Source organism: Sporichthyaceae bacterium (assembly GCA_036493475.1).
Taxonomy (GTDB): Bacteria; Actinomycetota; Actinomycetes; order Sporichthyales; family Sporichthyaceae; genus DASQPJ01.
Map to the genome: position 1 here is coordinate 36147 of DASXPS010000093.1, position 26711 is coordinate 62857.

24 protein-coding genes are annotated in these 26711 nt (G+C 69.5%); 17 read left to right on the top strand and 7 right to left on the bottom strand.

The genetic code is table 11. The features are described from left to right. Positions 1–62: 62 nt before the first annotated feature. The gene (locus VGJ14_10350; protein HEY2832815.1) at positions 63–1052 is read left to right on the top strand and encodes an alpha-ketoacid dehydrogenase subunit beta; all 990 of its coding nucleotides are present in this window, start codon (positions 63–65) and stop codon (positions 1050–1052) included. Beyond that, entirely contained in the window at positions 1045–1710 is a 666-nt protein-coding gene (locus tag VGJ14_10355) for a histidine phosphatase family protein (GenBank protein ID HEY2832816.1), read from the top strand. Before VGJ14_10350 ends, VGJ14_10355 begins: the two co-directional genes overlap by 8 nt. Before the next feature lie 4 nt (positions 1711–1714). Here VGJ14_10355 and VGJ14_10360 read toward each other — a convergent pair whose 3' ends face one another. Further along, complete coding sequence (locus VGJ14_10360) at positions 1715–2668, bottom strand: hypothetical protein (protein ID HEY2832817.1); 954 nt, start codon at positions 2666–2668, stop codon at positions 1715–1717. 168 nt (positions 2669–2836) lie between these two features. Here VGJ14_10360 and VGJ14_10365 point away from each other — a divergent pair, with 168 nt between their 5' ends. After that, entirely contained in the window at positions 2837–4432 is a 1596-nt protein-coding gene (locus VGJ14_10365; protein HEY2832818.1) for a PEP-utilizing enzyme, read from the top strand. Continuing rightward, on the top strand, positions 4429–5406 hold the full coding sequence (locus VGJ14_10370; GenBank protein HEY2832819.1) for a hypothetical protein: 978 nt from the start codon (positions 4429–4431) through the stop codon (positions 5404–5406). Before VGJ14_10365 ends, VGJ14_10370 begins: the two co-directional genes overlap by 4 nt. A 73-nt stretch (positions 5407–5479) precedes the next feature. Here VGJ14_10370 and VGJ14_10375 read toward each other — a convergent pair whose 3' ends face one another. Genes VGJ14_10375 through VGJ14_10390 form a run of 4 tightly spaced genes read right to left on the bottom strand, consistent with a single transcriptional unit; the run spans position 5480 to position 9063 of the window. After that, complete coding sequence (locus VGJ14_10375; GenBank protein HEY2832820.1) at positions 5480–5842, bottom strand: hypothetical protein; 363 nt, start codon at positions 5840–5842, stop codon at positions 5480–5482. A 24-nt stretch (positions 5843–5866) separates the two neighbouring features. Beyond that, positions 5867–7294: an SDR family NAD(P)-dependent oxidoreductase gene (locus tag VGJ14_10380; protein HEY2832821.1), complete on the bottom strand. Its 1428-nt coding sequence runs from the start codon at positions 7292–7294 to the stop codon at positions 5867–5869. Between the two features lie 12 nt (positions 7295–7306). Continuing rightward, on the bottom strand, positions 7307–7789 hold the full coding sequence (locus tag VGJ14_10385) for a nuclear transport factor 2 family protein (protein ID HEY2832822.1): 483 nt from the start codon (positions 7787–7789) through the stop codon (positions 7307–7309). After that, on the bottom strand, positions 7786–9063 hold the full coding sequence (locus VGJ14_10390) for a cytochrome P450 (GenBank protein HEY2832823.1): 1278 nt from the start codon (positions 9061–9063) through the stop codon (positions 7786–7788). Before VGJ14_10390 ends, VGJ14_10385 begins: the two co-directional genes overlap by 4 nt. An 83-nt stretch (positions 9064–9146) precedes the next feature. Here VGJ14_10390 and VGJ14_10395 point away from each other — a divergent pair, with 83 nt between their 5' ends. The 13 genes from VGJ14_10395 to VGJ14_10455 all read left to right on the top strand — a co-directional run bounded on the left by VGJ14_10395 (position 9147) and on the right by VGJ14_10455 (position 24095). Then, positions 9147–9959, top strand: coding sequence for an SDR family NAD(P)-dependent oxidoreductase (locus tag VGJ14_10395; protein ID HEY2832824.1), 813 nt, complete (start codon positions 9147–9149; stop codon positions 9957–9959). 193 nt (positions 9960–10152) lie between these two features. Beyond that, entirely contained in the window at positions 10153–11778 is a 1626-nt protein-coding gene (locus VGJ14_10400) for an ABC transporter substrate-binding protein (GenBank protein HEY2832825.1), read from the top strand. A gap of 76 nt (positions 11779–11854) precedes the next feature. After that, positions 11855–12733: a branched-chain amino acid ABC transporter permease gene (locus VGJ14_10405; protein ID HEY2832826.1), complete on the top strand. Its 879-nt coding sequence runs from the start codon at positions 11855–11857 to the stop codon at positions 12731–12733. Continuing rightward, positions 12733–13848, top strand: coding sequence for a branched-chain amino acid ABC transporter permease (locus VGJ14_10410; protein ID HEY2832827.1), 1116 nt, complete (start codon positions 12733–12735; stop codon positions 13846–13848). The genes VGJ14_10405 and VGJ14_10410 overlap by 1 nt, the downstream gene beginning before the upstream one ends. A gap of 76 nt (positions 13849–13924) precedes the next feature. Next, positions 13925–14689 (top strand): ABC transporter ATP-binding protein, encoded by a 765-nt coding sequence (locus VGJ14_10415; GenBank protein HEY2832828.1) that lies wholly within the window; start codon positions 13925–13927, stop codon positions 14687–14689. Beyond that, complete coding sequence (locus VGJ14_10420; GenBank protein HEY2832829.1) at positions 14689–15447, top strand: ABC transporter ATP-binding protein; 759 nt, start codon at positions 14689–14691, stop codon at positions 15445–15447. Before VGJ14_10415 ends, VGJ14_10420 begins: the two co-directional genes overlap by 1 nt. A 31-nt stretch (positions 15448–15478) precedes the next feature. Continuing rightward, a complete protein-coding gene (locus VGJ14_10425; protein ID HEY2832830.1) occupies positions 15479–16801 on the top strand; it encodes a hypothetical protein in 1323 nt (440 codons plus the stop codon). Between the two features lie 28 nt (positions 16802–16829). Next, positions 16830–17198, top strand: a complete 369-nt coding sequence (locus tag VGJ14_10430; protein ID HEY2832831.1) for a hypothetical protein — start codon at positions 16830–16832, stop codon at positions 17196–17198. 2 nt (positions 17199–17200) lie between these two features. Continuing rightward, positions 17201–18463, top strand: a complete 1263-nt coding sequence (locus VGJ14_10435) for a helix-turn-helix domain-containing protein (GenBank protein HEY2832832.1) — start codon at positions 17201–17203, stop codon at positions 18461–18463. Positions 18464–18500: 37 nt separating this feature from the next. Continuing rightward, positions 18501–19454, top strand: coding sequence for an alpha/beta hydrolase fold domain-containing protein (locus tag VGJ14_10440; protein ID HEY2832833.1), 954 nt, complete (start codon positions 18501–18503; stop codon positions 19452–19454). Between the two features lie 102 nt (positions 19455–19556). Beyond that, positions 19557–20888, top strand: a complete 1332-nt coding sequence (locus VGJ14_10445) for a cytochrome P450 (protein ID HEY2832834.1) — start codon at positions 19557–19559, stop codon at positions 20886–20888. Positions 20889–20901: 13 nt separating this feature from the next. Then, positions 20902–22365, top strand: a complete 1464-nt coding sequence (locus VGJ14_10450; GenBank protein ID HEY2832835.1) for an NAD(P)/FAD-dependent oxidoreductase — start codon at positions 20902–20904, stop codon at positions 22363–22365. Further along, the gene (locus tag VGJ14_10455) at positions 22362–24095 is read left to right on the top strand and encodes a GMC family oxidoreductase (protein HEY2832836.1); all 1734 of its coding nucleotides are present in this window, start codon (positions 22362–22364) and stop codon (positions 24093–24095) included. The genes VGJ14_10450 and VGJ14_10455 overlap by 4 nt, the downstream gene beginning before the upstream one ends. Here VGJ14_10455 and VGJ14_10460 read toward each other — a convergent pair. Both VGJ14_10460 and VGJ14_10465 read right to left on the bottom strand, forming a co-directional pair. Continuing rightward, complete coding sequence (locus VGJ14_10460) at positions 24011–26287, bottom strand: MMPL family transporter (GenBank protein ID HEY2832837.1); 2277 nt, start codon at positions 26285–26287, stop codon at positions 24011–24013. The two genes, VGJ14_10455 and VGJ14_10460, sit on opposite strands and share 85 nt — an antisense overlap. Continuing rightward, a complete protein-coding gene (locus VGJ14_10465) occupies positions 26263–26703 on the bottom strand; it encodes an SMI1/KNR4 family protein (protein ID HEY2832838.1) in 441 nt (146 codons plus the stop codon). The genes VGJ14_10460 and VGJ14_10465 overlap by 25 nt, the downstream gene beginning before the upstream one ends. Positions 26704–26711 lie beyond the last annotated feature (8 nt).

The following is a 26711-nucleotide window of genomic DNA, read 5'->3' on the forward strand; positions in this document are numbered from 1 at the left end:
AACTCCAGTGCTCATCTAGTTAGTACTAGAGTAGTGCTGTCGCCCCCAGAGAGGACACCCCGATGAGCTCCTCGGCCGTCGAGACCCTCACCGGCGCGGGCGCCGTGGCCAGCGCGCTGGATTTGGCCATGGCCGCGGACGAGCGCGTGGTGCTGCTCGGTGAGGACATCGCCGATCCGGTGGGCGGGGTGTTCAAGACCTCGGTGGGCCTGTCCACCAAATACGGCACGCACCGGGTGCGGGCCACGCCGATCGCGGAGACCGGCATCATCGGCGCCGCAGTGGGCCTGGCCATGTCCGGCTACCGTCCGGTCGCCGAGATCATGTTCTTCGACTTCACCCTGGTCGCGGCCGACCAGTTGGTGAACCACGCGGCCAAGCTGCGCTACATGTCCGGTGGGCACACCCCGGTGCCGATGGTGGTGCGCACCACCGTCGGGCAGAGCCGCTTCGGCGCGCAGCACTCGCAGTCGCTGGAGGCGTGGTTCATGCACACGCCGGGTCTGAAGGTGGTGTTCGCGTCCTCGCCGGGTGACTACAAGGGTCTGCTCACCGCGGCGATCGAGGATGACGACCCGGTGCTGTTCGTCGAGCACATCAACCTTTACTACGGCACCAAGCAGGACGTGCCGGCCGGGCGGCACCACATCCCGCTCGGGCACGCGGCCACATTGCGCACGGGCGGCGACGTCACGCTGATCACCTACGGACCTTCGGTGCCGGTGGCCGTCAAGGCCGCGGAACAACTGGCCGAGAGCGGGGTGCAGGTGGAACTCATCGACCTGCGCACGCTGGTGCCGCTGGACATGGACACCTTGCTCGAGTCGGTGGCCACCACCCGCCGGGCGATCATCGTGCACGAGGCCACCCGGTTCTGCGGGCCGGGTGCGGAGATCGCCGCGCAGCTCAACGAGCAACTGTTCGGTGACCTGCTGGCCCCGCCGCTGCGGCTCGGCGCCGCGTACACGCCCACACCGTTCTCCCCCGGGCTGAGCGGCTATCCCACGGCGGACGGTATCGTCGCCGCGGTGAACGAGTTGATCGGTGGCTGAACCGCAGTCGACTGACGAGGCGTCAGTTGCGGCGCTGGCCGCGACGATACTCACCAAGGTCCACACCGAACTGTGGCTGGTCCGGCACGGCGCGGTGGACCGCGAGTGGACCGCGGCCGACCCACCGTTGTCCGCCGAGGGGCACGAACAGGCCAAGGTGGTGGCCGCCGCCCTGGCCGGCGTGCCGGCGTTGGCCGGGATGACCGCGATCCACTGCTCCCCGCTGTTGCGCACGCAGCAGACCGCCGAGCCGTTGGCCGCGGCGCTGGGCCTGCCGGTGGTACTGCACGAGGGCCTCGCCGAGTTCGACCGCAACGCCCCGGAGTATCTGCTGCTTTCCGAGCTCAAGGCCCGCGGCGACGCTCGTTACGAGCAGGTGATGGCCGGGGACATCTCCGCCTGGGGCACCGACTGGGCCACGTTCCGCGACGGGGCGGTGGCAGCGCTGCGCGACGTGGTGGCCGCGGTGGACCGGATTGGCGTGATCGTCACCCACGGCGGCGTCATCAACGCACTGATCGGAGTGGCGCTGGGACACGACCAGGCCTGGTTGAACATCCCTGAGCACGCGTCGCTGACCCGCTTCGGGGTGTCCGCGGACGGCAAGCTGAAACTGCTCAGCCTGAACGAGACGTGGTATCTGCGTCCGGGCCCCTGAGGCCTCAGATCGCCAACCCGTCCGCGGCCACCCGGTCCGCGAACCCCTCCAGCCAGGTCAGCCCGTCGACCAGCGTGCGGGTGTCGCCGACCTGTCGGGTGCGGCCCAACTGGGCGCGGTAGTTCGCCCACCGAGAGGCGGAGAACTGCGTCATCCGCCCGGTGTGCGGCCCGACGAAGTCGTACTGCACGTCGCCCAGATCGAAAGTGGCGCTCTCCGGCCAAGCACCGCCCCGCTCTGATGTATCTGTCATGACGAACTTGGCGCGCAGGTCCGGGGTGGCCGCGACCACGCTCTCCCCATTGACGATCACGCCCGGGGTGAACCCGTCGCGGCCCAGTACCAGGTGGCCCCACTCGAACGAGCCGTCATCGAAGGCGTTGCAGAACACGTGCCACATGATCTGCAGGTCGTTGAAGTAGCCGTATTCCTTCCACTCCAGCCCGTGCACCCAGTAGGAGTTGTCGAACCAGAGCGGCCCGGCCACCGCGCGGCCCTGCATGGTGCCGCGCACCCAGTGGCAGGTCGAGGAGTACAGCATCGGGTGAGTACGGGAGGCCGCGTAAAACTGCACGCCGAGCCCCACGGACGGCCCGGCCACCTCCAGGATGTCGCCCTCGCTGTAGGCCATCCCGTCCTTTGTCCAGCGCAACGCCATTGGCTGCTCCCCGGCCGGCACGATCCCGGCGGGCAACCGTTGGAAGACCGGCTCGGACCAGACCCGCTCCGGGCCGTCCAGCACCCGGCGCAACTCCCCGCGAGCACTGCGCCCGGAGTCGGCGTGCACGTTGAGTTCGTTGCCCGCGTCGCCGTCCTGGGTCATCACGAAGCACCCGCTGGTCAGCGATCCGACGAACTTGCGCTCGATGCAGTAGGTGAGCCCGGCGGAGTCCCGGAAGAATCCGTACAGCCACGAGGTCTGCAGCGGCAGACCCTGCTGCGGATCCTGCACGAGCATGGTTTCCGGTCCGGCCGGAAGGCGCCGACGACCACCCGGTGGTCGAAGTCGCCGAACAGAAAGCGCGGCATGACGGTCACCCTAGGTCTTGCGGGAAAAATAGTCGAGGTACAAACTATTGAGAGGCAAGCTATCCGTCTGTCCCACGGAGGTTCCGCGTTGGCGATAGTGAGCGACCCGACGCTCGGGACCAGCCAACCCGGTCGGTACTGGACCACCACCAACCTCGGTGAAGCCGCACCGGACGTGCTTTCCCCGATGTGCATGGAGATCTGGGGCCGGTCGGCGGAAATCGGTTGGCTGTTCTCCATGCAGGTGTTCGGGGTGCTGCCCACCTCGGCCAAGCCGTCTGCGGACACCAACGACTGGGGCTGTTCGGTCTTCTACGGCCGCCCGGCCATCAATGTCGACGTGGTGCGCGCGACCGTGGCCTCGCTGCCCGGGGTGAGCGGCGACGACTTCGAACGCGACCTGTGCGGCAGCGTGCGCTCGGACGCACCGCCGGTGAAGGGCGACCCGCGGCGCATCCCGATCATCCTGGCCAAGGCTCCGCGCACGTTGCTGCGCGAGGGCAAGGTCATCCATGCCAAGCACGCGGAGACCTACGCCTGGTGGCGACGCGAGGTGTTCGGCAGCGAGACACCGGGCACGCCGGTGGACCGACTGGTGACCGCCCGCGATCGATTCATCGACGTGTTCTCCCACCACTGCGCCTGGCGGTTCGTGTATGCCGGCGCGCAGAGCGCGATGGTGGACGCGGCTACCAAGGCCGGCGACCCGGCGCTGGCGACCCGGTTGATGTCCGGGGTGGGCGACGTGCTCGAGACCCGGATGGCCGACGACCTGTGGCGGCTCGCGCACGGACAGCTGACGGAGGATGAGTTCCTCGCCCAGTGGGGCTACCACGGTCCGAACGAGGGCAACCCCAGCGCGACTGTGTGGCGGGAGGACCCGACGCCGGTGCGGGTGTTGGCCAAGACCTATGCGGGCCGCGGAGCGGAACGGCCGGCCGGCCGCGAGGCACGGGCGAAGATCATCGGGCAGGAGGCGGAGCAGGCGCTGCTCGCGGCCACGCCGCGGCTGCGCCGGGCGTCGGTGCAGTGGTTACTGCGTCGGGTACGCAACATCGTCCGAACACTGCAGGTCGGCAAGGCCTCCTTTCTCATGTGCATCGACGGGGTGCGCAAGGCGACCCGCGAGTTCGGCGCCGAACAGGTCGCCAAGGGCGCACTGGCTCAGGTGGACGACGCGTTCTACCTGACCATCGCCGAGTGTCAGGCCTTGTCGGCCGGCCGACTCCCCGACGTCACCGAGATTGTGCTGGCCCGCCGCGGGTATCGCGACGCCCACCGCAAGGTCACCCTGCCGGTGTTCTTCTCCGGCATGCCCGAGCCGGTGGTGCCCGACCTGAGCCCGACCGATGGTCCGGTCGAGTTGTCCGGCGCGGCCTCCGGCGGCGGACGGGTCGAGGGCCGGGCGCGGGTGCTGCTCGACGTCAACAACGCGATCGAACTCGACGAGGGCGACATCCTGGTCTGCCGGTTCACCGATCCGAGTTGGGCGCCGCTGATGTCGTTGGCCGAGGCGTTGGTCATCGACCTGGGCGGTTCGGCGAGCCACGGCGCGGTCGTGGCGCGCGAACTCGGCATCCCGTACGTGATCGGCACGGAACGCGGCACCACGGTGCTGCGCGACGGGGACCGGATCCTGGTCGACGGCGAGCAGAATGTGGTCCGGGTGTTGGGTGGAGAGGGTGCGTCATGACCGTGCTCAGTGACAAGCCGCGGACGCGGCGCGCGGTTCCCGCCCGCCCGCGCAACCGGCTGGTGACCGCACTGGTCGGCGGGTTCGCCGCGCTGGTCGTGCTGGACCTGGTGATCACCGGCATCGGCAGCCCGCCGGGCAACGTCCCTGCGGTGAAGCTCGGGGAGAACACCGGGGTCCCGATGGTGCCGACCAACGCGGATTTCCCGTACAACCACACCCACACGATCTGGGCGATCGTCCTGCTCGGCGGGCTTGGCACGATCGGCTTCGCGGTGGCCATCCGGGACGCCATCCGCAACCGGGACTACCTGCCGCTGTTCATCGGCTTGGGCACCATTGCGGTGGTCTTTCCCGAGGTCTTCTTCGACATCGTCGGCATGGTCTACTACCCCGTCCATTCCGGCGACTTCGCGTTCAAGATCTTCGGCCGCCGGATGGGCTGGTTCATCGTCGGCGGCTGGTTCGGCGCCGGGGCATTCGCCGGGCTGATGCTCAAGGCCCTGCGCAGTCGACCCAAGGCCTGGCAGGTCTGGGCGCTCGTGCTCGGCGTCGGGATCAGCTACTCGATCTTCGAGGAAATCCTGGTCACCGCCGGCGGCATGTACCAGTACTACGGCAACCAGCCGATGTGGTGGCACAGCCTCCCGTTGTGGTGGACACCGTGCAACGTCATCGGCTGCGCGCTGCTGCCTGCCGCCTTCGCCTACCGCTACCAGCACATCCTCACCGGCTGGCGCGCCGCGGTCATGGTGATCGTGGTGCCCGTCAGCGTGGCCGGGACGTACGCGTTCATTGCCATGCCGAGTTGGATTGTGGTCAACGCCGACTACCCGTGGTTGCCCACCGAGTTGGGCGGTCTGGCCACCTACGCGCTGGGCATCGGGATGATCGCCGTGGTGCTGAACGCGTTCATGGGCTATCAGCCGTTCGACCCGGACAGCGGGCCGGCTGGATCGAACACTCGGGAGTAGGCGGATGGCGTCGTGGGCATCGCCTCGACGACGAACCAACGCCGCGGGGTCGACCTCGGCCCCCGGATCGGGACTATTGCCCGAACGAGTAACGCAGGTTGGCGTTGATCAATTGATTCAGCCGGTGGCGCAGGGCGCGCACGGTGCTCTCGTCCGGGAACGGGTCGTCCAGCAGCAAGGTCCACCGCAGGTCTGTGTCGTAGCCGGAGGCGGACGGCGTCAGGTCGAAGCGCACCCGCGCATCCGGACGCTCCTCCCAAAGCGAGGACCACACGACCAGCCGTGGCGCCTCGGATTCCAGCACGACCGGCCGGACCTCGCTCGACCGGATGGACAACCACTGCCGGTGCGGACCGCGGTCGGGGTCGGTGAGCGCTTCGAAGACCACCTGCGACGGCGCGGGTTGGTTCTTCTTCTTGGACGCCACCTCGTGCATGGGGTCCATTGTGCCTTCCGGGCCTCACCACTGGGCGGGTTTATAGTCCTTGAGGAAGACGCCATACAGGTCCTCGCCGACCTCCCCGCGCACGATCGGGTCGTAGACCCGAGCCGCGCCGTCGACCAGGTCGAGCGGGGCGTGGAAGCCCTCCTCGTGCAGCCGGGCCTTCGTGGGGTGCGGGCGTTCGTCGGTGATCCAACCGGTGTCGACCGCGGTCATCAGAATCCCGTCGCGTTCGAACATTTCCTGCGCGCTGGTGCGGGTCAGCATGTTCAGCGCGGCCTTGGCCATGTTCGTGTGCGGGTGGCCGGGACCCTTGTTGCCGCGGGCGAACTGACCCTCCATCGCTGAGACGTTGACGACGTAGGTGCGTCGTGCCGGCGAGGCGGCCAGCGACGCACGCAGCCGGGAGACGAGCAGGAACGGCGCGGTGGAGTTGCACAGTTGGACCTCGAGCAGTTCCAGCGGGTCGACCTCGTCGACCACGTCGGTCCAGCTGTTCCTCGGCGCCAGATCCGGCACCAGCCCGCCGGCGTCGATCGCATTGCCCGCCGCCACCCGGTCCAGCGCCGCCGAACCCCCGATCAGTGCCAGCTCGGTCAGGGCGCTCGGGGTCAGCGGGTGTTCGGCCAGATTGGTCAACTCCTTCGAGTGCTCGCGCACCCCACCGGACAACGTCATCACGTCGGGCAACAGGCCCTCGGGCAGCGGTGCGGTCTCCGCGGCCACCAGGTGGGAGTAGGCGCCGGGGCTGCGCCGCACAGTCTGCGCGGCGTTGTTGATCAGAATGTCCAGCGGCCCGGCCGCGGCGACGGAGTCGGCGAGCGCGATGACCTGCGCCGGGTCACGCAGGTCGATGCCGACGATGCGCAGTCGGTGCAGCCAGTCGGCGCTGTCCTGCATGGCGCTGAACCGGCGCACCGCGTCGGACGGGAAGCGGGTGGTGATGGTGGTGTGCGCGCCGTCGCGCAGCAGGCGCAACGCGATGTACATACCGATCTTGGCCCGCCCACCGGTGAGCAACGCACGCTTCCCGGTCAGGTCGGCGTGCGCGTCGCGGCGGGCCCGGTTGAACGCCGCGCACGACGGACAGAGCTGGTGGTAGAACGCGTCCACCTCGACGTAGCGGACCTTGCAGATGTAGCAACCGCGCGCCCGGTTGAGGATCCCGGCCAGGTCGGTGGCGGTCTGCGTGGCCAACCCGAATGCACCGGCGGTCTCGTCATCGATGCGGCCCGGCGCCCCGGTGGCGGTGGCGGCGGTGACCGCGTCGTCCTCGGCGCGGATGCGGGCCTGGCGTTCCGCGCGTCGGCGCTCCTTGACCGTCTTGAAGACGCCACCCACCGCCAGGCGCAGCGCCACCGCATCCGGGTGCTCCGGCGGAAGCGCCTCGACCTCAGCGATCACCGCCAGGGCCTGCGCCAGTCGTTCGGGGTCGATGCCGTCCACCGAGCGATTTTGTCAGTACGAGGGATCGCTCCGGTCCCGGGCGGCCGGCGCCGTCCCCGGCGGGGTCGCGACGAACTGGCCGACCTGCTCGGTCTGCCACTCCGAGACCAGCGTGCGATGGGCGATCCGCCAGCGGGCAGCGGGGCGGTCCTCGAACCGGTCGACGTACCGGGCGCCGAACACGCGCAGCGCACCGCCGCCCTTGGTCACGTGGTAGGCGACCAGGTAGCTCTCCACGATGGCGACGCCACCGTCGGCGGCAATGGAGATGTTCGACAGCGTGTGCATGGTGGAGTCGAAGCGTTCGGCCAGCACGCCGAGGACCCAGGGGACGTACTCATCGACGCTGCCCCGGAAGGAATCACCGTGATCGTCGAAGCCGTCGTCATGGTAGGCCGAGCGGATCAGCTCGGCGTCTCTGCGGTCGATGCCGCGGCAATACCGGTGCAGGGCCGCGGTGATCTGCCGCTCCACATCGATCGACGGATCTCTCATGCCGGTTCGAGAACCACCTGAAGCCTCGTCAGATTGTGTTGAACCAAATTCGGCATCCATGAGCCACAGTCCTCCCCCGGTGCCAACGCCAGCGCACTGGTACGGCGCAACAACACCTCGATAGCAATCCGTGCTTCCGCGCGGGCCAACGGCGCACCCAGGCAGAAGTGTGGGCCCTGGGCGAAGGACAGATGGCGCCTGCCCTCGGCCGCCCGGTCCAATCGCACCTCGTCAGCAGCCGGCCATTGGTCCGGGTCGCGATTGGCCGCCGCGTAGAGCAACCAGACGAACTCGCCCGCCGCGATCGGCACCCCGCCCGCGGTGGTACCCCGGGTCGCGGTGCGGAACAAGCCCTGCGCCGGCGGCTCCAGACGCAGCACTTCCTCAACGAACGCGGGCACCTGCGCGGTGTCGGACCGCAGCCGCTCCTGCAGCGTCGGGTCCATCGCCAGGGCTGCCGCACACGAGGAGATCAGACTCTGCGTGGTCTCATTCCCGCCGATCAGGAACAGCGTCAACGTCTGCAATTGCTCCTCGTGACAGAGCACCTCACCGGCCGCCGCCACATCCGAGATCAGGTCCTCGCGCGGGGTGGACACCCGGTCGGCGATGGCCGCGGTGAAGTAGTCGTAGCACTCGTCCAGCCCGGTGAGCAGCGCCACGATCTCCTCGCGCGGCAACGTTGGCTTCCCGTTGGCCCGCACGAAGCAGTCACTCCACCGTTTCAACGTCGGCTGATCCACGTCGTCGATGCCCAAGGCCCGGGCAATCACCGTCATCGGCAGCGGTACTGCGTAATCTCGCACCAGATCCGCACGCCTGTTCGGCACGAACGCATCGGCCAACGTTTCGGCCACGTCGGTGATCGGCGCCTCCAACGCGTTCACCCGACGCGGCGCGAAGGCCTTGTTCATCAGCGTGCGCTGTTGGCCGTGCCGCGGTGGATCGCAGTTGACCAGCGAGGCACCCTTCTGCGCGATCCCCACCCGGCGCACCGCGGCCGCCCGGACCGCCTCGGGGTAGGACTCGTCCGCCGCCACTGCCCGGGCCAACGCGGTCGCCGCACCCGGCCCGGACTGCCGCGTCGAGGAAAAGTCCTCCGGACGCAACAAAACATCGAGCACGTCGGCATGCCGGGTCACCGCGTAGGCGGACAGCGCCGAGACCCAGTGCACCGGATGCTCCTCGCGCAGATGCGCGTAGATCGGGTACGGGCAGCGCACCAGGTCCGGATCCGCGTTGGCGAACAAGCCCTCGTGCGGACAGTCGGTCACAGCCGGACGCTAATGCCGCGCGGCACTCAAGGTCCAGTGCCCAACCATTGAGAACTTGACTATTTCGGCCCTAGTCTCGTCCCGTGCCCACCGATCCGTTCCGTCTGGACGGCGAGGTCGCGGTCGTCACCGGCGGCACGGCCGGTATCGGCGCAGCGATCGCCACCCTGTTCCGCGACCGCGGCGCCCGGGTGATCGTCTGTGGCCGCGATGCCGAGCGCGGCAAGGCCTTCGCCGACACCCACGGCATCGAGTTCGTGGGCGCGGACGTCACCAGCGAGGCCGATCTCGCCGGCCTGGCCGTCGCCGTGGGCCCGGCGTCGATCCTGGTGAACAACGCCGGCCCCACCGACCTGCTGCACACCCGCGAGGTCGACGGTCCGGTCGGCGAGATGACGCCGACCAACTGGGCCCGGGTGCTGGATGTCACGCTCACCGGCGCCTACCTGACGACCCATCATCTTTTGCCCGCGCTGATCCGGTCCGGCCACGGTGCCATCGTGAACATTTCCTCGATCGCCGCCGCGCAGGCCATACCCGGCTTCGACGCCTACTCCGCAGGCAAGGCCGGCCTGGAGGCGATGACCCGTTCGCTGGCCGCGGGCTATGCCCACCTGGGCGTGCGGGCCAACGCGATCCGGGTCGGCTCGATCGCGGTCGACCATGGCGACGGCGAACGCCGCCGCGGCGTGGAGCCCGACCCGCGCCCGGACGCCTGGCGTCGCCCCGCCCCACCGGCCGCAGGTCGCCCGGAGGACATCGCGCACGCGGCGCTGTATCTGGCCGGCCCAGCAAGCAGTTACGTCACCGGCGTCGTGCTGCCGGTTGACGGCGGGCTCGGCACCCGCTCCTTGATGCCCTGGCAGACCCCCCGGCCGGGGCCGCCGGACGGCTGATACACGGACTTTCCGCGCCAAATTCGCCTAGGGCGTGATGTCCGACCAATCCGACAAGCAGTCCTACTGGGTTCACGTACCGAAAAGTAGGGTTCGGTCACGTTCTGTCGTTACAGTGACCGGCGCGACAATTCGGACGTAAATTTGGGGCGCGGGTCAGTCCGGTGAACCGCATAAGCCTCAGGAGTCGCACGTGCCCCGTTCGCACCGCACGCTCCGTATTCTGGCCGCTGCTGCGGCCACGACCACCCTACTCAGCGCATGTGCCGCGAACAGCGAGGTTCGCCAGGCCGTCGCTCAACAACGCGCCGCCGCGGCCGCCGCACCCGCCGGTGGCGGGGCGCTCGCCGGCGCCTCGCTGGCCGCCGCCCAGCCGGGCGGCACCACCATCGACACCGGCGCGGCCGCTGCGGCCGCCGCTCCCGGCGCCCCGGCCGCATCCACCGGCGGGGCCGCTCCGGTCGCCGCGGGTGGCGCCGCCCCGGCGGCCGGCGCCAAGGCCGCGGGCAAGAAGGACGCGAAGACCACCACGGCCACCGCCGGTCAGCCCGCCGCGGCCGCGGCGGGCGGGTGCACCGCGGCCGCCCCCGCGGGCGGCAACGGCGGAGCCACGGACAAGGGCGTCACCGCGACCACCATCAAGGTCGGTGGCACGTTCTTCAACGGCGGCTACCTGGACAAGTACGGCAAGGTGTCGGAGAACGCTGCCCGTGCGTACTTCGACTACATCAATGACAACGGCGGCATCTGCGGCCGGAAGATCCAGTACGTCACCTGTGACACCGCGGGCTCCGCGGACGGCACCACCGGCTGCCTGAACAAGCTGGCCAACCAGGACCAGGTCTTCATCATGGGCCCGTCCCTGGACTTCAACCTGGACATCGTTCAGCCCACGTTGGCCAAGGACAAGCTGCCCTGGGTTGGCTCCTCCGGCCTGTACGGCGAGGAATTCACCAGCCCGTGGATGTACCCGACGCAGTTGTCCGGCCCGGCGGTCGGTGCGTTGATCGCCCAGTACGCCGTGACCCAGCTGCACCTGAAGAAGATCGGCGTCTCGTTCCTCAATGACGTGGCGGGCCCCGGCTGCACCCAGCGGGTGCAGAAGGTCGCCGCCGCCAACGGGGCGCAGGTAGTGAAGACCACGTCCAACACCGAGATCGAGACCAGCCTGGACAGCCAGGTGGCCACGTTGAAGAACGCCGGCGTGGACTCCGTCCTGTTCTGCAACGACCCGGTGAACACGGTGAAGTTCATCCAGGCCGCCCAGCGAGTGGGCTGGAAGCCGACGTTCGTCGGTGGCTACGTGGCCGCGGACGACGTCCCGCAGGCCGCGGGCAGCAACGGCAAGGGCATGTACGGGTTCTCCTTCTGGGACTTCTACAAGAACAACACCCCGGGCGTGAACAAGTACCGGCAGATCACCGAGTACTACTTCCCGCAGACCTTCCACCACTTCTACGAGCAGGCCTGCTACGTGGGCGCCGAGGCGATCGTCGAGGCCTTGCGCAAGGCCGGCCCACACCTGACCCGCGACGACTTCCTCAAGGCGATCCGGTCGATGACCAACTTCGACTCCACACTGGGGCTGAAGCTGGACTTCTCGAACCTGGCCGATACCGCCCCGAGCGGGGTCATGCTCAAGGCCGACGACAACCTCGTCTGGCAGCAGGCGGTGGCACGGTTCGGCCTGAACAAGGGCTCCGCCGCGGCCTCCAGTGGCACCGTCCGCGACGCCCTGCCCGCCGCCGTGATGCCCGAGCGTCGTAACCAGGCGCGCCGCATCCTGGGTAGGCGCAGCGCGGGGCGTCGGGTTCGATGAGAGAGCGCAGCGAACTCATCAATAGGCATAGGGCACGCCGGGGAGTTCGGCGCGCTGCCGGCCGTGAGGTACGCCGATGAGCAAGTTCCTCGGATACGTCGTCACCGGGTTGGCCAACGGCACCATCTACGCGCTGGTCGCCCTCGGCGTGGTGATCACCTACCGGGTCTCCCGGGTGATCAACCTCGCCCAGGGCGCCACCGGGGTGCTCGCCGCGTTCCTGTTCCACTACACGCTGATGGGCAAGTTCGGCATGCCGGTGGCGGTGGCCACGGTGACCGCCATCCTGTTCGGCGCGGTGCTGGGCGCCGGCGTGGAACGCTTCGCGGTGCGCCCGGTGCGCCACCGCGGAGCGTTGGCCACGCTGACCGTCACCACCGGAGTGCTGTTGATGTTCTCCGAACTCACCGTGCAGATCTGGGGGCCGAACAACCCGCCGATCGCCTCGGTGTTCTCCGACCACGTGGTGCACATCGGCAACACCGGTGTGACGGTGCATCAGCTGGCCACGGCGGCCGCGGTGGTGTTGCTGTCCGGCGGGCTGTACCTGCTGCTGGCCCGCACCTGGTTCGGCGCCGGGGTCACCGCGATCGCCCAGGACCCGGGCGCGGCTCGCATCGTTGGACTGCCGGTGAACGGCATCATCACTGCCACCTGGGCCATCGGTGGCGCCAGCGCCGCGCTGGCCGGCCTGATGTACATCCACCTGAACTCTCTGGACCAGATCAGCCTGACCTTCGTGCTGATCTCCAGCCTGGTCGCCGCGGCGCTGGGCGGGTTCAACAGCCTGCCGCTGGCCGGGGCCGGCGGCCTGGCCGTCGGGCTGATCTTCAGCCTCAGCCAGGGTTACGCGTCCACCGCGGGGATCGGTGAGCTGTTGGTCTTCATCGCCCTGCTGGTGGTGCTGGTGGCTCGCTCCGGCAAGCCGCAGCTGGACGTGGTGGCGGAGTTCTGATGGCCCGCGCCCGCACCCAACGATCGAGCCTGCTCAGCCTGGACAGCATCGGCGTGCTGGTGCTGGCCGCGGCCGCGGTGCTCTGGCCGGTCTTCACCCCGAAGGTCGCGCACTTCTACGGCACGCTGTCCGCCACCTACGCGCTGGTCGGCCTGTCACTGGTGATCCTGGTCGGCTGGACCGGGCAGATCTCCCTCGGTCACGCCGCATTCCTCGGTTTCGGCTGCTACATCGGCGCGAAACTGCTCAACCACAACGTGCCGTTGGTTCTCGCCGTGCCGATCATCGCCGCGGCCGGCGCGGCCATCAGCCTGGTGCTGGGCGTGCCCTCGTTGCGCCTGCGCGGGGTGTATCTGACGATCACCACATTGGCCTTCGGTGTGGCCTGCCAGCGCTACTTCTTCACCCGGCCGCAGTTGCGCGGCAGCACCGCCGTGGAAGTGCCGCGCAAGACCCTGCTCGGCTGGTCCACCGAATCCGACCGCGGTCTGTACTACGCCGTGCTGGTGGTGCTGGCGGTGGCGCTGCTGCTGGCCTGGAACGTCCGGCGCACCGACACCGGGCGGGTGCTGTTCGCCATCCGTGACTCCGAGCAGGCCGCGGCCGCCATGGGCATCCGCATCGCGCCGTACAAGGTCGGTGTGTTCGCCGCGTCCGCCGCGTTGGCCACCGTGGCCGGGCTGTTCTACGGCATGTTGTTCCGCTCCACGCCGGGCGCGGACCAATTCGGTGTGCTGCAGTCGCTGTTCTACCTGGCCATGCCGGTGCTCGGCGGGGCCGAGGCCATTCTCGGTGCGGTGATCGGCGGATCGTTCCTGGCCACCGGGCAACCGCTGGTGAACCTGTTCGACGTCCGGCTGTACCTGGTGTCCAGCGTTTCGCTGCTGCTCATGCTGCTCTCCGGACAGGACGGGGTTGTCGGCATGCTGCACAACGCGCGCAAGACGCTGGCCGACGCCATCCGCGGCGAACCGATCCGTTACGGCTCGTTCGTGCCGGAAACCCACACCGAACGGCCCGACCGGTCGCCGGTGGTACACGTGCAGATCGAAGAGCCGCTGCCCGAGGGCACCGTGATTCGGGCGCGACTGGTGCGGGGCGGTGCACACGTATGAGCGAGCGCAGCGAGCTCATCAATGGGCACAGTGCACGCCCACAACGGCGCCGCACCGATCGAAGCGAGGCACGCCGGTGAGTGGGCACTTGATCGGTACCGGGATGACCAAGCGCTACGCGGGCCTGGTGGCCAACGACGACATCGACGTCGAGGTGCAGCCGGGCGAGATCGTCGGCCTGATCGGGCCGAACGGCGCGGGCAAGACGACGCTGTTCAACTGTCTGACCGGGGCACAGAAACTGACCGCGGGCAAGATCGTGCTCAACGGCAAGGACATCACCACGCTACCCGCCAGCGAGCGCGCTCGGCTGGGTCTGGCCCGCACGTTCCAGCAGTCCCAGTTGTTCCGTCACCTCTCGGTGGAGGAGAACCTGCTGTTGGGCAAGCACCGCAGCTACGGCACCGGCGCCGTGCTCGGCGCGCTGGGCCTGGCCGGCCGGTCCGAGCGGGCGGCACGCAAGGTGGTGCACCAAACCGCCGAGCAGTGCGGGCTCAACGACGTGTTGCACGCCCCGGTGGGCGACCTGCCCTACGGCACCCAGCGCATGGTCGAGGTGGCGCGGGCGATCGTGATGAACCCCGAGGTGTTGCTCGTCGACGAACCCGCCGCGGGCATGGACAGCACCGAGTCGGAGTACTTCGGCAACCTGCTGCGCCGGATCAGCCGGGAGCGCGCGATGTCCGTGCTGATCATCGAGCACGACGTGACCATGGTGCTGGCCATCTGCGACCGGGTGTACGTGCTGAACTTCGGCAAGCTGTTGGCCCGGGGCCTGCCGGCGCAGATCCGCGCCAACGAAGAGGTCCGGGCGGCCTACCTGGGGAGCACGGTGGCCTGATGGCAATGACCGAAGAGGCCAAGGCCTTCGCCGGTGTGGGCGCGGGTGAGAAGCCGCTGCTGGCCGCGCGGTCCCTCGACGTTGCCTACGGTTCCGTGCTGGCCGTGCGTGGTCTCTCGCTGCAGGTCGCCAAGGGCGAGATCGTCGCCCTGCTCGGCCCGAACGGCGCGGGCAAGACCTCCACGCTGCGCGGGGTGACCGGCCTGGTCCGGCCCCGCGCGGGCACGGTGAGCGTGAACGGGGTGCGCATCGACGGGCACGGCGCGGCCGCTGCGGTGCGGGCGGGCCTGGCGCACGTGCCGGAGGGCCGCCGGGTGTTCCCCGAGATGACCGTGCTGGACAACCTGCGGCTGGGTGCCTGGACGGACCGGCGCAAGGGCAAGGTCGTGGACGAGCGGGTGCGCACCGCGTTCGAGCTGTTCCCGCGGCTGGGCGAACGCCGCGGTCAGGCCGCGGGCTCCATGTCCGGCGGCGAGCAGCAGATGCTGGCCATTGCCCGGGCACTAATGTCTGACCCGCAACTATTGCTGATCGACGAGTTGTCGCTGGGCCTGTCCCCGCTGGTGGTTGACGAGATCTTGGCCCGCCTGGTGGAGCTGAACCGGGCCGGATTGTCCATATTGCTTATTGAACAGTTCGTGCACCGGGCGCTGGACGTGGCCGACCGCGTTTATGTGCTGAAGAAGGGCCGGGTGGCCTACAGCGGTACGCCGGAAGCCGCAGTTCGGGTCGGCGCTGTCGAGGAGGCTTACCTATGAGCGAGTTGCGAGCTCATCAACGGGCACAGCTATGAGCAACACGCGACGTGCGCTACGCGTGCTGGCCGGTACTGGGGCGTTGGGCCTGACCGGGGTCCTGGTGCTGGGCTGGGGTCCGGCCGCCAAGGCCGACCCACCGAGCACGCTGGCCACGTTCGTCGCGACGAGCTACGCCACCCCGTACGGCGTCATCAGCCGGGTACCGGTGGAGAGCGCCGGTGGCTTCCTCTACTCGAAGTCCTCGGTGCAGTTGGGCAAGTCGCTGAGCATGGCCGCCGGGTTCACCCTGGGCGAACTCGGTGACACCTTCGTGGTCACCTCGGCACCGCCGAACACCATCACCTCGATGCCCTCGGTGATCAACGCGCAGGACCCGCCCTCGACCACTGCCCCGAAGGAAGCCCACCTGACGGCCGGCCAGTACGGCGGGGCCGACAGCGGTGAGGTGCGCAATGCGGACCTGGCTGCCCGGGCCAACTCCGAGGATGCCCCGACGGCCACCGCGCAGGCGGCAGGCAATGCGGTGTCCTCCGCCCCGTTCAGCTCCGGGGCGTCCAGCTCGCGCAGCGACAGCGCGGTGGCCCCGGACGGCACGGTGAGCACCAAGGCCATCACCAGCGTGCAGAACGTGGTGATCGGCTCCGGGGCCACTGCGCTCACCATCGCCGCGGTGGACAGCGTGGCCTCGGTGAGCATCGCGCCCGGCGGCAAACCCATCCCGACGCTGACCGTCCACACCTTCGGCGCGCAGTTGGCCGGCGTGCCGGTCACCATCGACAGCAAGGGCATCAGCATCGACAACCAGGTCGCGCTGCCGCCGGACGCGCTGACCGCCTTCAAGGCCGGCATGGATCAACTGGCCGCACAAGGGTTGACGTTCACCCCCTCCCCGATGCAGACGCAGAGCATCCCGGAGGGCGCGACAGTCTCCGGTGCCGTGTTCTCCTTCCGCTACCACTACCCGGACGCCTTCCCGCGGCCCAGCGACATCGGCACCGACGAGGAATGGCGCCTGGGCAGCGTGTACGCCTCGGCGACCGCCCGGCCGCGCACCGAACCGCCAGTGGCGGCTCCGGTGGCCGGCGCCCCCGCCGGGTCGGCCGCGGCTGCGCCGGATGTGGCCGCGCCGGCGAGCGCCCCGCTCACGCCGGGCCTGCCGCCGGGCGCACCCGCCCCGGTGGGCACCGGGCAGCTGAACCCGGCCACCGCACCGGCGGAGGAACCGTTGTTCGCCCTGCCTGCCCGGGTCGCCTCGCCACTGCCGGGTGAGTTCCGGGACGGCTATCGATACGTTCTGTTGGCGGCCCTGGCCGGCATCGGCACCATGATCATCGTCCTCAAGCGCGCGCTGTAGTCGGCCAAGGACCTCAGAGGGAGACACCATGAACAACAAGCTCGGTGACCTGGGGCTCAAGGCGCTCGCCGCGGCTCTGGTGGCCGCCGGCCTACTCTGCGTTCTGCTGGGCTACCTCGGGGTGCGCCGCAACGACGACATCGTGCTGCAACTGCCCTATCTCGCCTCCGGCGGTGTGGGCGGGCTGGCGCTGATCGCGCTGGGCGCGGTGGTGCTGATCGTCGAGCAGATGCGAGCGCAGAGCCGGCGCGCCGCCGCGGTCAGCGAGGCGCTGGAGGAGTGGAAGGAGGCGGCCATGGCCGAACTGCGTGCCTTCCTGGACAGCGCGACGCTGGAACTCGAGGTGCCGCCGCGTAATCACCGCGCCGCGAACGATCCGGCCGGCGCACGCAACTGACCATGCGGACCGCCGCGGTGTTGGTGTCCGCCGCGGCGCAACGGATGAGCGCGGAACGCGGCAAGCTGATCGACGGGATGGTCGACATGCTCGCCGGCGAGATCGCGCCGCTGCAGCATGACGACGACCACCTGCTCGCGATGCTGGCCGCGTCCACCCACGAGAGCGTCATGGGCGGCCTGCGGGTGCTGGAGAACAACCTCGACCCGCGCAGTTCCGAGGCGGGCGAGGCCGCCCTGCAGTACACCCGACGGCTGGCCCAGCGGGCGATCCCGTTGTCCGCGCTGCTGCGGGCGTTCCGTTTGGGGCACGCCTCGTTCGTGGAGATGCTGCTGGCCGAGATCGCGGCCGATCCCGACGTGAGCACGGCCGATGCCGCGGCGGCGGGTGTGGTGGCCATGCGCCAGTCCACCGGGTATGTGGACACGGTTTCCGAGCAATTGGTGGTCGCCTACGAACGGGAGCGCGAGGCGTGGACCCAGCACCACTCCATGCTGCGCGCCGGGATGATCAAGTCGCTGCTGGATGGCGACGACGTGGACGTGCCCGCCACCGAGGCTTCCTTGGGTTATCGCCTGGGTCAGACCCACCTGGGGTTGCTGCTGTGGTTCGACCGGGAAATGGGTGCGCCCGGGGAGGGCTTGCTCACCTTGGAGAAGCTGGCCACCCGGATTGCCGCGGCGTTGGACGGGTTGCATCTGTCGGTGCCGGCGGACGCGGACAGCGTGCAGGTCTGGATCGGGTTGCCCGGCGGGGATCCCGGCGAGACGGCCGCCCCGACCGTTGGCTCGATATTGGAGGCGGTACCCGAGCCGCGGCCGCGCGCCGCGCTGGGTCGACCGGCGACCGGTATCGCCGGCTTCCGCTCCAGCCATCGTCAGGCCCGCGCGGCCCGGCAGGTGGCGGTGGCCGCCGGACGCCGCTGCGGGCCGGTCACCGACTACGCCGAGGTGGGCGCGATCGCCCTGCTGTGCACGGATCTGGCCACCACCCGGACCTGGGTGCAGGACACCCTCGGTGGGTTGGCAGGAGATGACGAGGCCACCGAGCGGTTGCGCGAGACCGTGCGGGTGTTCCTGCATCTGGGTTCCAGCCACACCGCCGCGGCGGAGAAGCTGAACCTGCACAAGAATTCGGTGGTCTACCGGATCGGCCGGGCCGAGGCACTGCGCGGCCGGCCACTGCGCTCCGACCGAGCCGACGTGGAACTGGCGCTGCGCGCCGCCCACCTGCTCGGACCGGTGGTGCTCGACCAACAGAGCTGACGTCTCGTCAGGTGTCGGGGTAATCGGGAGGAATGGCATGAGTAGCTCACGTACAGGCCTGCACAGGACCGACGGCCAGCGGTTGTCCCCGCTGCTCGGGGTGCTGTGTGGACCGTTCACGCCCACCCTGCACGCGGCGGTTAGGCACCCGTCCAACCCCGTGCGTCGCGGCCTGGACGTGTTGATCACCGTGGCCGGCGTGCACCGCGGCGGGAAGGTGACCAGCCGGGACCTGAGCGCGGGTGGCCTTCCCGCGCGGCTGTTCACGCCGGAGGGCGTCGGCGCGGACGCCCCGTTGCTGGTGTTCTTCCACGGCGGCGGCTTCGTGGTCGGTTCGATCAACTCCCACGCGCAGGCCTGCAAGTTCATCGCGCAACGCGGCGCGTGCAAGGTGCTGTCCGTCGGCTACCGCAAGGCACCCGAGCACCGCTTCCCGACCGCCGTGGAGGACTGCACCGCGGCGTTCCGCTGGGCCGCTGCGCACGCCGCGGAACTCGGCGTGAACCCCGCCCGCATCGCGGTCGGTGGGGACAGCGCGGGCGGCAACGCCTCGATCGTGGTGTGCCTCAATACGCTGAGCGAGGAGCGGCGGCCGTGCGGCGCCTGGCTGCTCTACCCGGTGGTCGACGCCGACTTCGACGCGTGGCCCTCGGACAAGCTGTTCGAGAAGGGCCCGCTGCTGTCGGCCGGCTGCCTGCGCGACATGTTCGCCAACTACTGCAACCCCGGCCAGGAGAAGGACCCGAAGCTGTCCCCGATCAACTCCGATCAGCTCGGCGAACTGCCCCCGATCTACCTGGCCACGGCGGGCATGGACCCGCTGCGGGATCAGGGCGAGGCCTTCGCCGATCGGGCCCGGTCGGCCGGCGCCAAGGTCGAGCTGCGTCGCTATGACTCGCTGCCGCACGCCTTCATCAACCTGCTCATCGACCCCGGCGCTCGCTCGGCGGCCGAGGAGTCCGTCCGAGGTCTGCGGGCTCTGTTCGCCTGATCTTGTACTGCGGTCACTGATGGCCGTGGTGAAGCTCGGTCCGCCGAGCCATGGCCGGCGCGCTGCGGAAGCGAAAGGCTGGTGCCCGGCGAGGAGGCCGTCATGACGTTCAACGCGCTGTGGGAAGACGAGGACACCGAGGCGTCCAACGCGAGTGGCAATCCGGACCGCCCGTACGACGAGATCAACCTGTCCACCAAGGCGTTCTGGTGGGCCACCATGGACGAGCGGGAGCGCAGCTTCGCCGTGCTGCGCAAGGAGCGGCCGATCACCTGGCAACCCCCCTTCGAGGACCAGCTCATCGACGAGCCGTTGGACTACGGCTATTGGGCGGTCACCACGCACCGGCACCTGGTCGAGGTGACCCGGCGGCCCGAGGACTTCCTGTCCAGCCCGAGCATCTTGATGGAGAACGTGCCGGTACAGACGTTGGAGGCCGCGCAGTCGATCATCGCCATGGACCCGCCACGGCACTCCTCGCTGCGCCGGCTGATGGCGGCCGCCTTCACGCCCCGTCAGATGCGACGGATCGAGGACCAGATCAACGCCAACGCGGCGCTGGTGGTGGACAACCTGCTGCAGAAGGCGAAGGAGTCGCCCGACGGTTGGGTCGATTTCGTTGCCGAGTGCGCCAACCTGCTGCCCATGCACAACATCAACGACATGATGGGCGTCCCCGACGGCCAGCGGCAGGAAGCCGCCGACTGGATGATGAAGGCCACCTCCTGGAGCGACCCCGAATACGCGGGGGACACCAAGGAGTCCGCGATCACGATGCTGTTCGACTCGGTGATCTACATGCACGAGTTGGCGGCCGAGCTGATCGAGGACCGCCGGGCCAACCCGGGGCCGGACCTGTTCAGCTCCTTGGTGCAGGCCGAGGTCGACGGCGAACGGCTCGAGGACCACGAGATCGGGTCGTTCTTCGTGCTGCTGACCATCGCGGGCAACGACACCACCCGGCAGTCCCTGGCCCACGGGATGCGCGCGCTGACCACGCACCCGGACCAGCGAGCCTGGCTGATGGCCGACCTGCCGGGCCGGATGGCCACCGCGGCCGAGGAAATCGTCCGCTGGGCCACCCCGATCATGACCTTCCGGCGCACCGCCGCGCGGGACTGCGAGATCGACGGGGTGCAGATCACCAAGGGCGACAAGGTGGTGCTTTTCTACTCCTCGGCCAACCGCGACGAGCTGGCCATCGATCGGCCCCACGAGCTCGATTTCTCCCGGCACCCGAACCCGCACGTGGCCTTCGGCGGCGGCGGCATCCACCATTGCCTCGGCAATCAGCTGGCGCGCTTCCAGATCCGGGCACTGTTTTCCGAACTGCTCACCCGCTGCCCCGACATTGAGGCCGGCGAGCCTATACTTACTCCTGGTAACTTCTTCCATGTGGTCAAGCGGATGCAGTGCCGTCCGTATCCCTCCTAGAGGAGCGCCCGCCTTGAACGATCTCGACGTCCTTATCGTCGGCGCCGGCCTGTCCGGGATCGGCGCCGCGCACCGGATCACCACCGAGCACCCGCAGCGCAGCTATGCGGTGCTGGAGGCCCGCGAGGCCATCGGCGGCACCTGGGACCTGTTCCGTTACCCCGGCATCCGCTCGGACTCCGACGCGTTCACGATGAGCTATCCGTTCCGGCCGTGGGCCAGTCGCAAGGCCATTGCGCCGGGCGATGAGATCCGCGCCTACGTGCAGGGCGCCGCGGCCGACGCGGGCATCGACCAGCACATCCGCTTCGGTACCACGGTGCGCTCGGCGTCCTGGTCGTCGAGGGCCGCCCGGTGGACGGTGCAGACCGACGAGCGGGGCACCGGAGTCACCTACACCTGCAAGTTCCTCTACCTGTGCACCGGTTACTACTCCTACGACGCCCCACATCAGCCGGTCTTCCCCGGCGCCGAGGACTTCATCGGCCAGGTGATTCATCCTCAGTTCTGGCCGGAGGATCTGGACTACGCGGGCAAGCGGGTCGTGGTGATCGGCAGCGGCGCGACCGCGGTCACTCTGGTGCCGTCCATGGCGACCACCGCGGCGCACGTGACCATGCTGCAGCGCTCGCCGTCGTACGTGCTGGCCATGCCCGAGGTGGACCACATCGCCGAGTTGCTGAAGAAGGTGTTGCCCGCAAAGACCGCGCACACGGTGGTGCGGGCGAAGAACATGGCGCTGCTGCAGGGCATCTATGAGCTGTCCCGGCGCAGGCCGGGCCTGGCCCGCAAGCTGGCCCGCAAGGGCGCGGTGGCGTTCCTGAAGGACGAGGCGTACGTCGACAAGCACTTCAAGCCGCGCTATCACCCGTGGGACCAGCGGCTGTGCCTGGTGCCGGACGGGGACATGTTCAAGGCCATCCGCAACGGCAGCGCCTCGGTGGTGACCGACACCATCGACCGGTTCGTGCCCGAAGGCATCAGGTTGAGCTCGGGCGAGGTGCTCGAGGCCGACATCATCATCTCCGCCACAGGTCTGACGCTGCGTCGGTTCGGCGACCTGAGCCTGGACCTGGACGGGGTTGAGGTCGACCTGGCGGACACCGTTGCCTACCGGGCGATGATGGTGTCCGGGGTGCCGAACTTCGGTTTCTGCTTCGGCTACTCCAACAACTCCTGGACGCTGCGGGCGGACTTGTCCGCGCGCTACCTGTGCCGGCTACTGGCCCATATGGACGCGCACGGCTACGACGTGGCCACCCCGACGCTACCCGGCAAGGTGGGTCGCAAGCCGTTCCTGGATCTGAGCTCGGGCTACGTGACGCGCGGCATCGCGCTGTTCCCGAAAGCCGGCGACCGTGGGCCGTGGCAGGTCAGCCAGAACCACCTGAAGATGGCCGCCGGCTTCCGGCGCAACGATCTCGATGAGGACATGACCTTCTCCAAGGTTCAGCGAACGACCCCGGTCACCGCGTGAGTTCAAGCGCGGTCGACTACGACGTCCTGGTCATCGGGTCGGGGTTCGGCGGCAGCGTGACCGCACTGCGGTTGACCGAAAAGGGCTACCGCGTCGGCGTGCTCGAGGCGGGGCGCCGGTTCACTGCCGACACCCTGCCGCGCACCTCCTGGGACGTGCGCAACTTCGTGTTCGCACCAAGGCTCGGGTGCTACGGCATTCAGCGCATCCATGTGCTGCGGGATGTGATCGTGCTGGCCGGCGCGGGCGTCGGTGGCGGGTCGTTGAACTACGCCAACACGCTCTACCAACCCAGCGCGGAGGCGTTCTACCGCGACCCGCAGTGGGCAGACATCACCGACTGGCGGGCCGAACTCGACCCGTACTACGCGCAGGCCTCGAAGATGCTCGGTGTGGTCACCCAGCCCAGCGACACCCCCAGCGACCGGGTCATGCGGGCCGTGGCCGAGGAGTTCGGCAAGGCCGACACCTACACCCCGACCCGGGTCGGGGTGTTCTTCGGCCGGGACGGGGCGCAGGAACCCAGCGTTGAGGTGCCCGACCCGTTCTTCGGTGGCGTCGGGCCGGTCCGGCGGGGCTGCATCGAGTGCGGCGCGTGCATGACCGGCTGCCGGCACGGCGCCAAGAACACGTTGACCACCAACTACTTGGCCCTCGCCGAAGGTGCCGGTGCTGTGGTACACCCCGAAACGACGGTGCTCACGGTGGCACCGCATTCCACCGGGGGTTACGCGGTGACGACGCGTCAGACGGTCGGTCGGGGCCGGCGAGTATTCACCGCCGAGCAGGTGGTGTTCGCTGCGGGCACCTATGGCACCCAGAAGTTGTTGCACCGCATGCGCGACACGGGTGTGTTGCCGAATATTTCGGCCCGCCTCGGCGAGGTGACGCGTACCAACTCCGAGGCCATCGTCGGTGGGGTCTCCCGGCGCCGTCCGGAGCCGGGCAGCGACCGGGACTTCACGCAGGGGGTGGCCATCACCTCGTCGTGGTTCCCGGACGAGCACACCCATGTCGAGCCGTGCCGATACTCCCGCGGCAGCAACGCGATGGCGCTGTTGGGCACGATCCAGGTGGACGGCGGCGGCCGCATCCCGCGGCCGATCCGAGCGCTGGGCCAAATCGCGGCGCACCCCATTCGGTTCCTCCGGTCACTCTCGGCCCGGCACTGGTCGGAGCGAGCAGTGATCGCATTGGTCATGCAGTCGGTGGACAACTCGATCACCGTGCATCGCACCAAGCGGGGGCGGCTGACGTCCAGTCAGGGCCACGGCGCGCCCAACCCGACGTACCTGCCGGTGGCCAACGAGGTGGCCCGCAAGATCGCAGAGCAGATCGACGGGGACCCGCTGGGCTCGGTCGGGGAGCTGATCGACCTGCCGATGACCGCGCACTTCATCGGCGGCGCGGTGATCGGTGCCACACCGAGCACCGGCGTGGTGGATGCCTACCAGCGGTTGTACGGCCACCCCGGCTTACACGTGGCGGACGGCTCCGCGCTGTCCGCGAACCTCGGGGTGAACCCGTCGCTGACCATCACCGCGCAGGCGGAGCGGGCGATGGCGTTCTGGCCGAACTCCGGCGAGGCCGACTCGCGGCCCGCGCTGGGTGAGCCCTACCGGCGGCTGGACCCGGTGCGCCCGCATCACCCCACGGTGCCCGCCGGCGCCCCGGCCGCGCTGGACCTGCCCTGGCCGTCCGCGCGGGAGGGCTCGACCACCTCCGGCTGAGGTCGCCGCGGCCACCAGTTCAACGGGCCCAACAGCATCGCCGCGGCGGGCACAATGAGCGTGCGCACGATCAGAGTGTCCAACAGCAACCCGATCGCGATTGCCGTGCCGACCTCGGAGAGGTCCAGCAGGGGCGCGGGCACCAGCGCCAGGAAGCTGCCCGCGAAGATGAGCCCGGCCGAGGTGATCACCCCGCCGGTGCTGATCACCGCGCGCGCGATACCCGGCCGGTCCCCGGTGGGCGTCTCCTCCCGGATACGCGCGGTGAGCAGCAGGTTGTAGTCCGCGCCCACGGCCACCAGGAACACGAACGTGACGATCGGCAGGAACCACACCAGTGGACGGCCCAACAGGGTGTGCCACACCAGCGCGGTCACGCCGATCGCCGCGGCATAGGACAGCACCACCGAGGCCAGCAGATACAGCGGCGCCACCAGTGCCCGCAGCACCATGACCAGGATGAGCACGACGGCGGCGAGCACCATCGCGGCGACCACCTTCAGGTCCCGACGCAGCAGGTCGTGCAGGTCCGCACCGAACGCGGCGGCCCCGGTCACCTCGACCCGCGCGCCGGCCAGCGCGGTGCCGGGCAACGCGGTGCGCAACGCGGCCTGCTCGGCGCGCAGCCGGGCCCGGCCCGCGGGGCTGAGGGGGTTGGCGTCGCCGCTGACCAGGATGCGCGCGGTGTGCCCGTCGGCGGAGACGACCTGCGCGAGCGCCGCCGTGGCCACCGCCGGGTCGATCTTCGACCCCTTTTTTCCCTTCGGGGGCAGCAGGTCCGCCGGGCTGTGCATCATCGCCACACCCGGCACCGCGGCCACCGCCGCGGCGGGCCGGGCGAACGCGGCCAGTGCCGCGGGAGTGCGCAGATCGGCGCGGCTGGTCAGCACGAAGAAATCGGGCAGCGTGGCGTGGTGTGGGAAGTGCGCGTTGAGCGCGTCCAATGCGCGCGCATTCTTGGAGTGCGGTTGCAGGGCGTTCTCGTCCACGCTGGTGTGCACGCCGGCCGCGAACGCGGCGAACGGCGCGAGCACCAGCACTGCGACCGCCAGCACGGCTGCTGGTCGCCGGGCCAGCAGATCCGCGGTGGCCGTCCACCGGCGCACCGAGCCGGCGCCGCCCGCCCGCGCCGCCCGGTCCCCGGTCAACACCAGCAGCGCGGGGGTCAACGTCAACGCCACCGCGGCGGTGACCGCGATGCTCAACGCCAACGCCGGGCCGAGCGTGTGCAGCGCGGCCAGGCGCGCGGCAAGCATCGCCGCGCTGCCGACCATGACGGTGGCCGCCGACGCGGCCAGCACCGGACCGAGCGCCACCAACGCGGCCCGTGCCGCTGCCGGTGGCGAGGCCCCAGCGGCGAGGCCCTCCTGGTGACGGCTGATCAGAAACACGGCGTAGTCGGTGCCGGCGCCGAACACCACCACCACGACGAAGGCGTCGGTGTAGGTGGACACCGGCATCCCGTGCTCACCGGCCAGCGAGATCAGACCGCGGGCGCAGAGCACGGAGGTGAGGATGGTCGCCAGCGGGATCGCCATCAGCCGCGGACGCCGGTAGATGCCCAACAGAATGCCCAGGATCAGCACCAAGGCGATCACCGTCACCGGCACCATGATGTGTTCGATTTTGTCCATGAGGTCGGTGATCATCGCGACGTCACCGCCCACGTGCACGTTCAGTCCGGGCGGCGGATCGAGCGCCCGGGCGGTATCCCGCAGCCAGTGCACGTCGCGGACCCCCTGCGGCGAGCCGACCTGCGGGGGGATCGCGGTCGGCAGGTAGGTCGCCGCACCGTCCGCGCTGCGCAGGGAGGGGGCCAACAGCGGATCGGTCAGGTCGTCCTGGACGTCCAGCACCCGATCCGGAGCGGCCCGCAACGCCGCCACAAAGCGCCCCTGATAGGCCCGGTCGGCGGCGGTGAGCCCGCCGGGGTGCTCCAGCACGACCAGGACGTAGCCGTGCGCGCCGGGCGCACCGAAGGCCGCCTCCATACTCTGCAGGCCCCGCACGCTCGCCGAGTTCGACGGCAGGAACGGCGCGCTCTTGTTGCGCACCACGTGTTCGAACTGCGGCACGAACACGTTGAACGCCATCGCGACCAGCAGCCAGGCGGTGATCACCCGCCAGGGTCGGGTACCGACTGCGGCGCCGATCCGGCCGAAAACCGTCAGTCCCCGGTCTCGCGGAACCACGCGTCCAACATCGACTGCAGGTCCGAGGCCACCCAGCGAGTCTCCCGGCGGTCGGCCACCCAGAGGTAAACGTCGGGGCGGTTCTCCTCGAGCCGGTAGGCGAACAGATCCTCGCCCCCGGTGTCGCCGAAGAACAGCAGGTCAACCTCGAGGCCCCCGCCCTCGGGCATCGCCGGGGTGTCCCCGTCCCGGCCGAGCTCCAGGTTCTCCTCGACGATGCGCTCCACCGGCCAGACTGGCTCACCGCCCTCGTCGTCGGCCAGCCCGTCGGTCTCCAGCAACAGCGAGCGCAGGTCCCGTGGCAGATCCAGGCCGAGCTTGTCCTCCAGCTCGTCGATGGTGGCCTCGTCGGCCGGGTCGGCCAGCTCGACGACGACCCCGAAGTCGTCGAGGGTCCGCAGCCAGGCCGTCCACATGGGCGTCA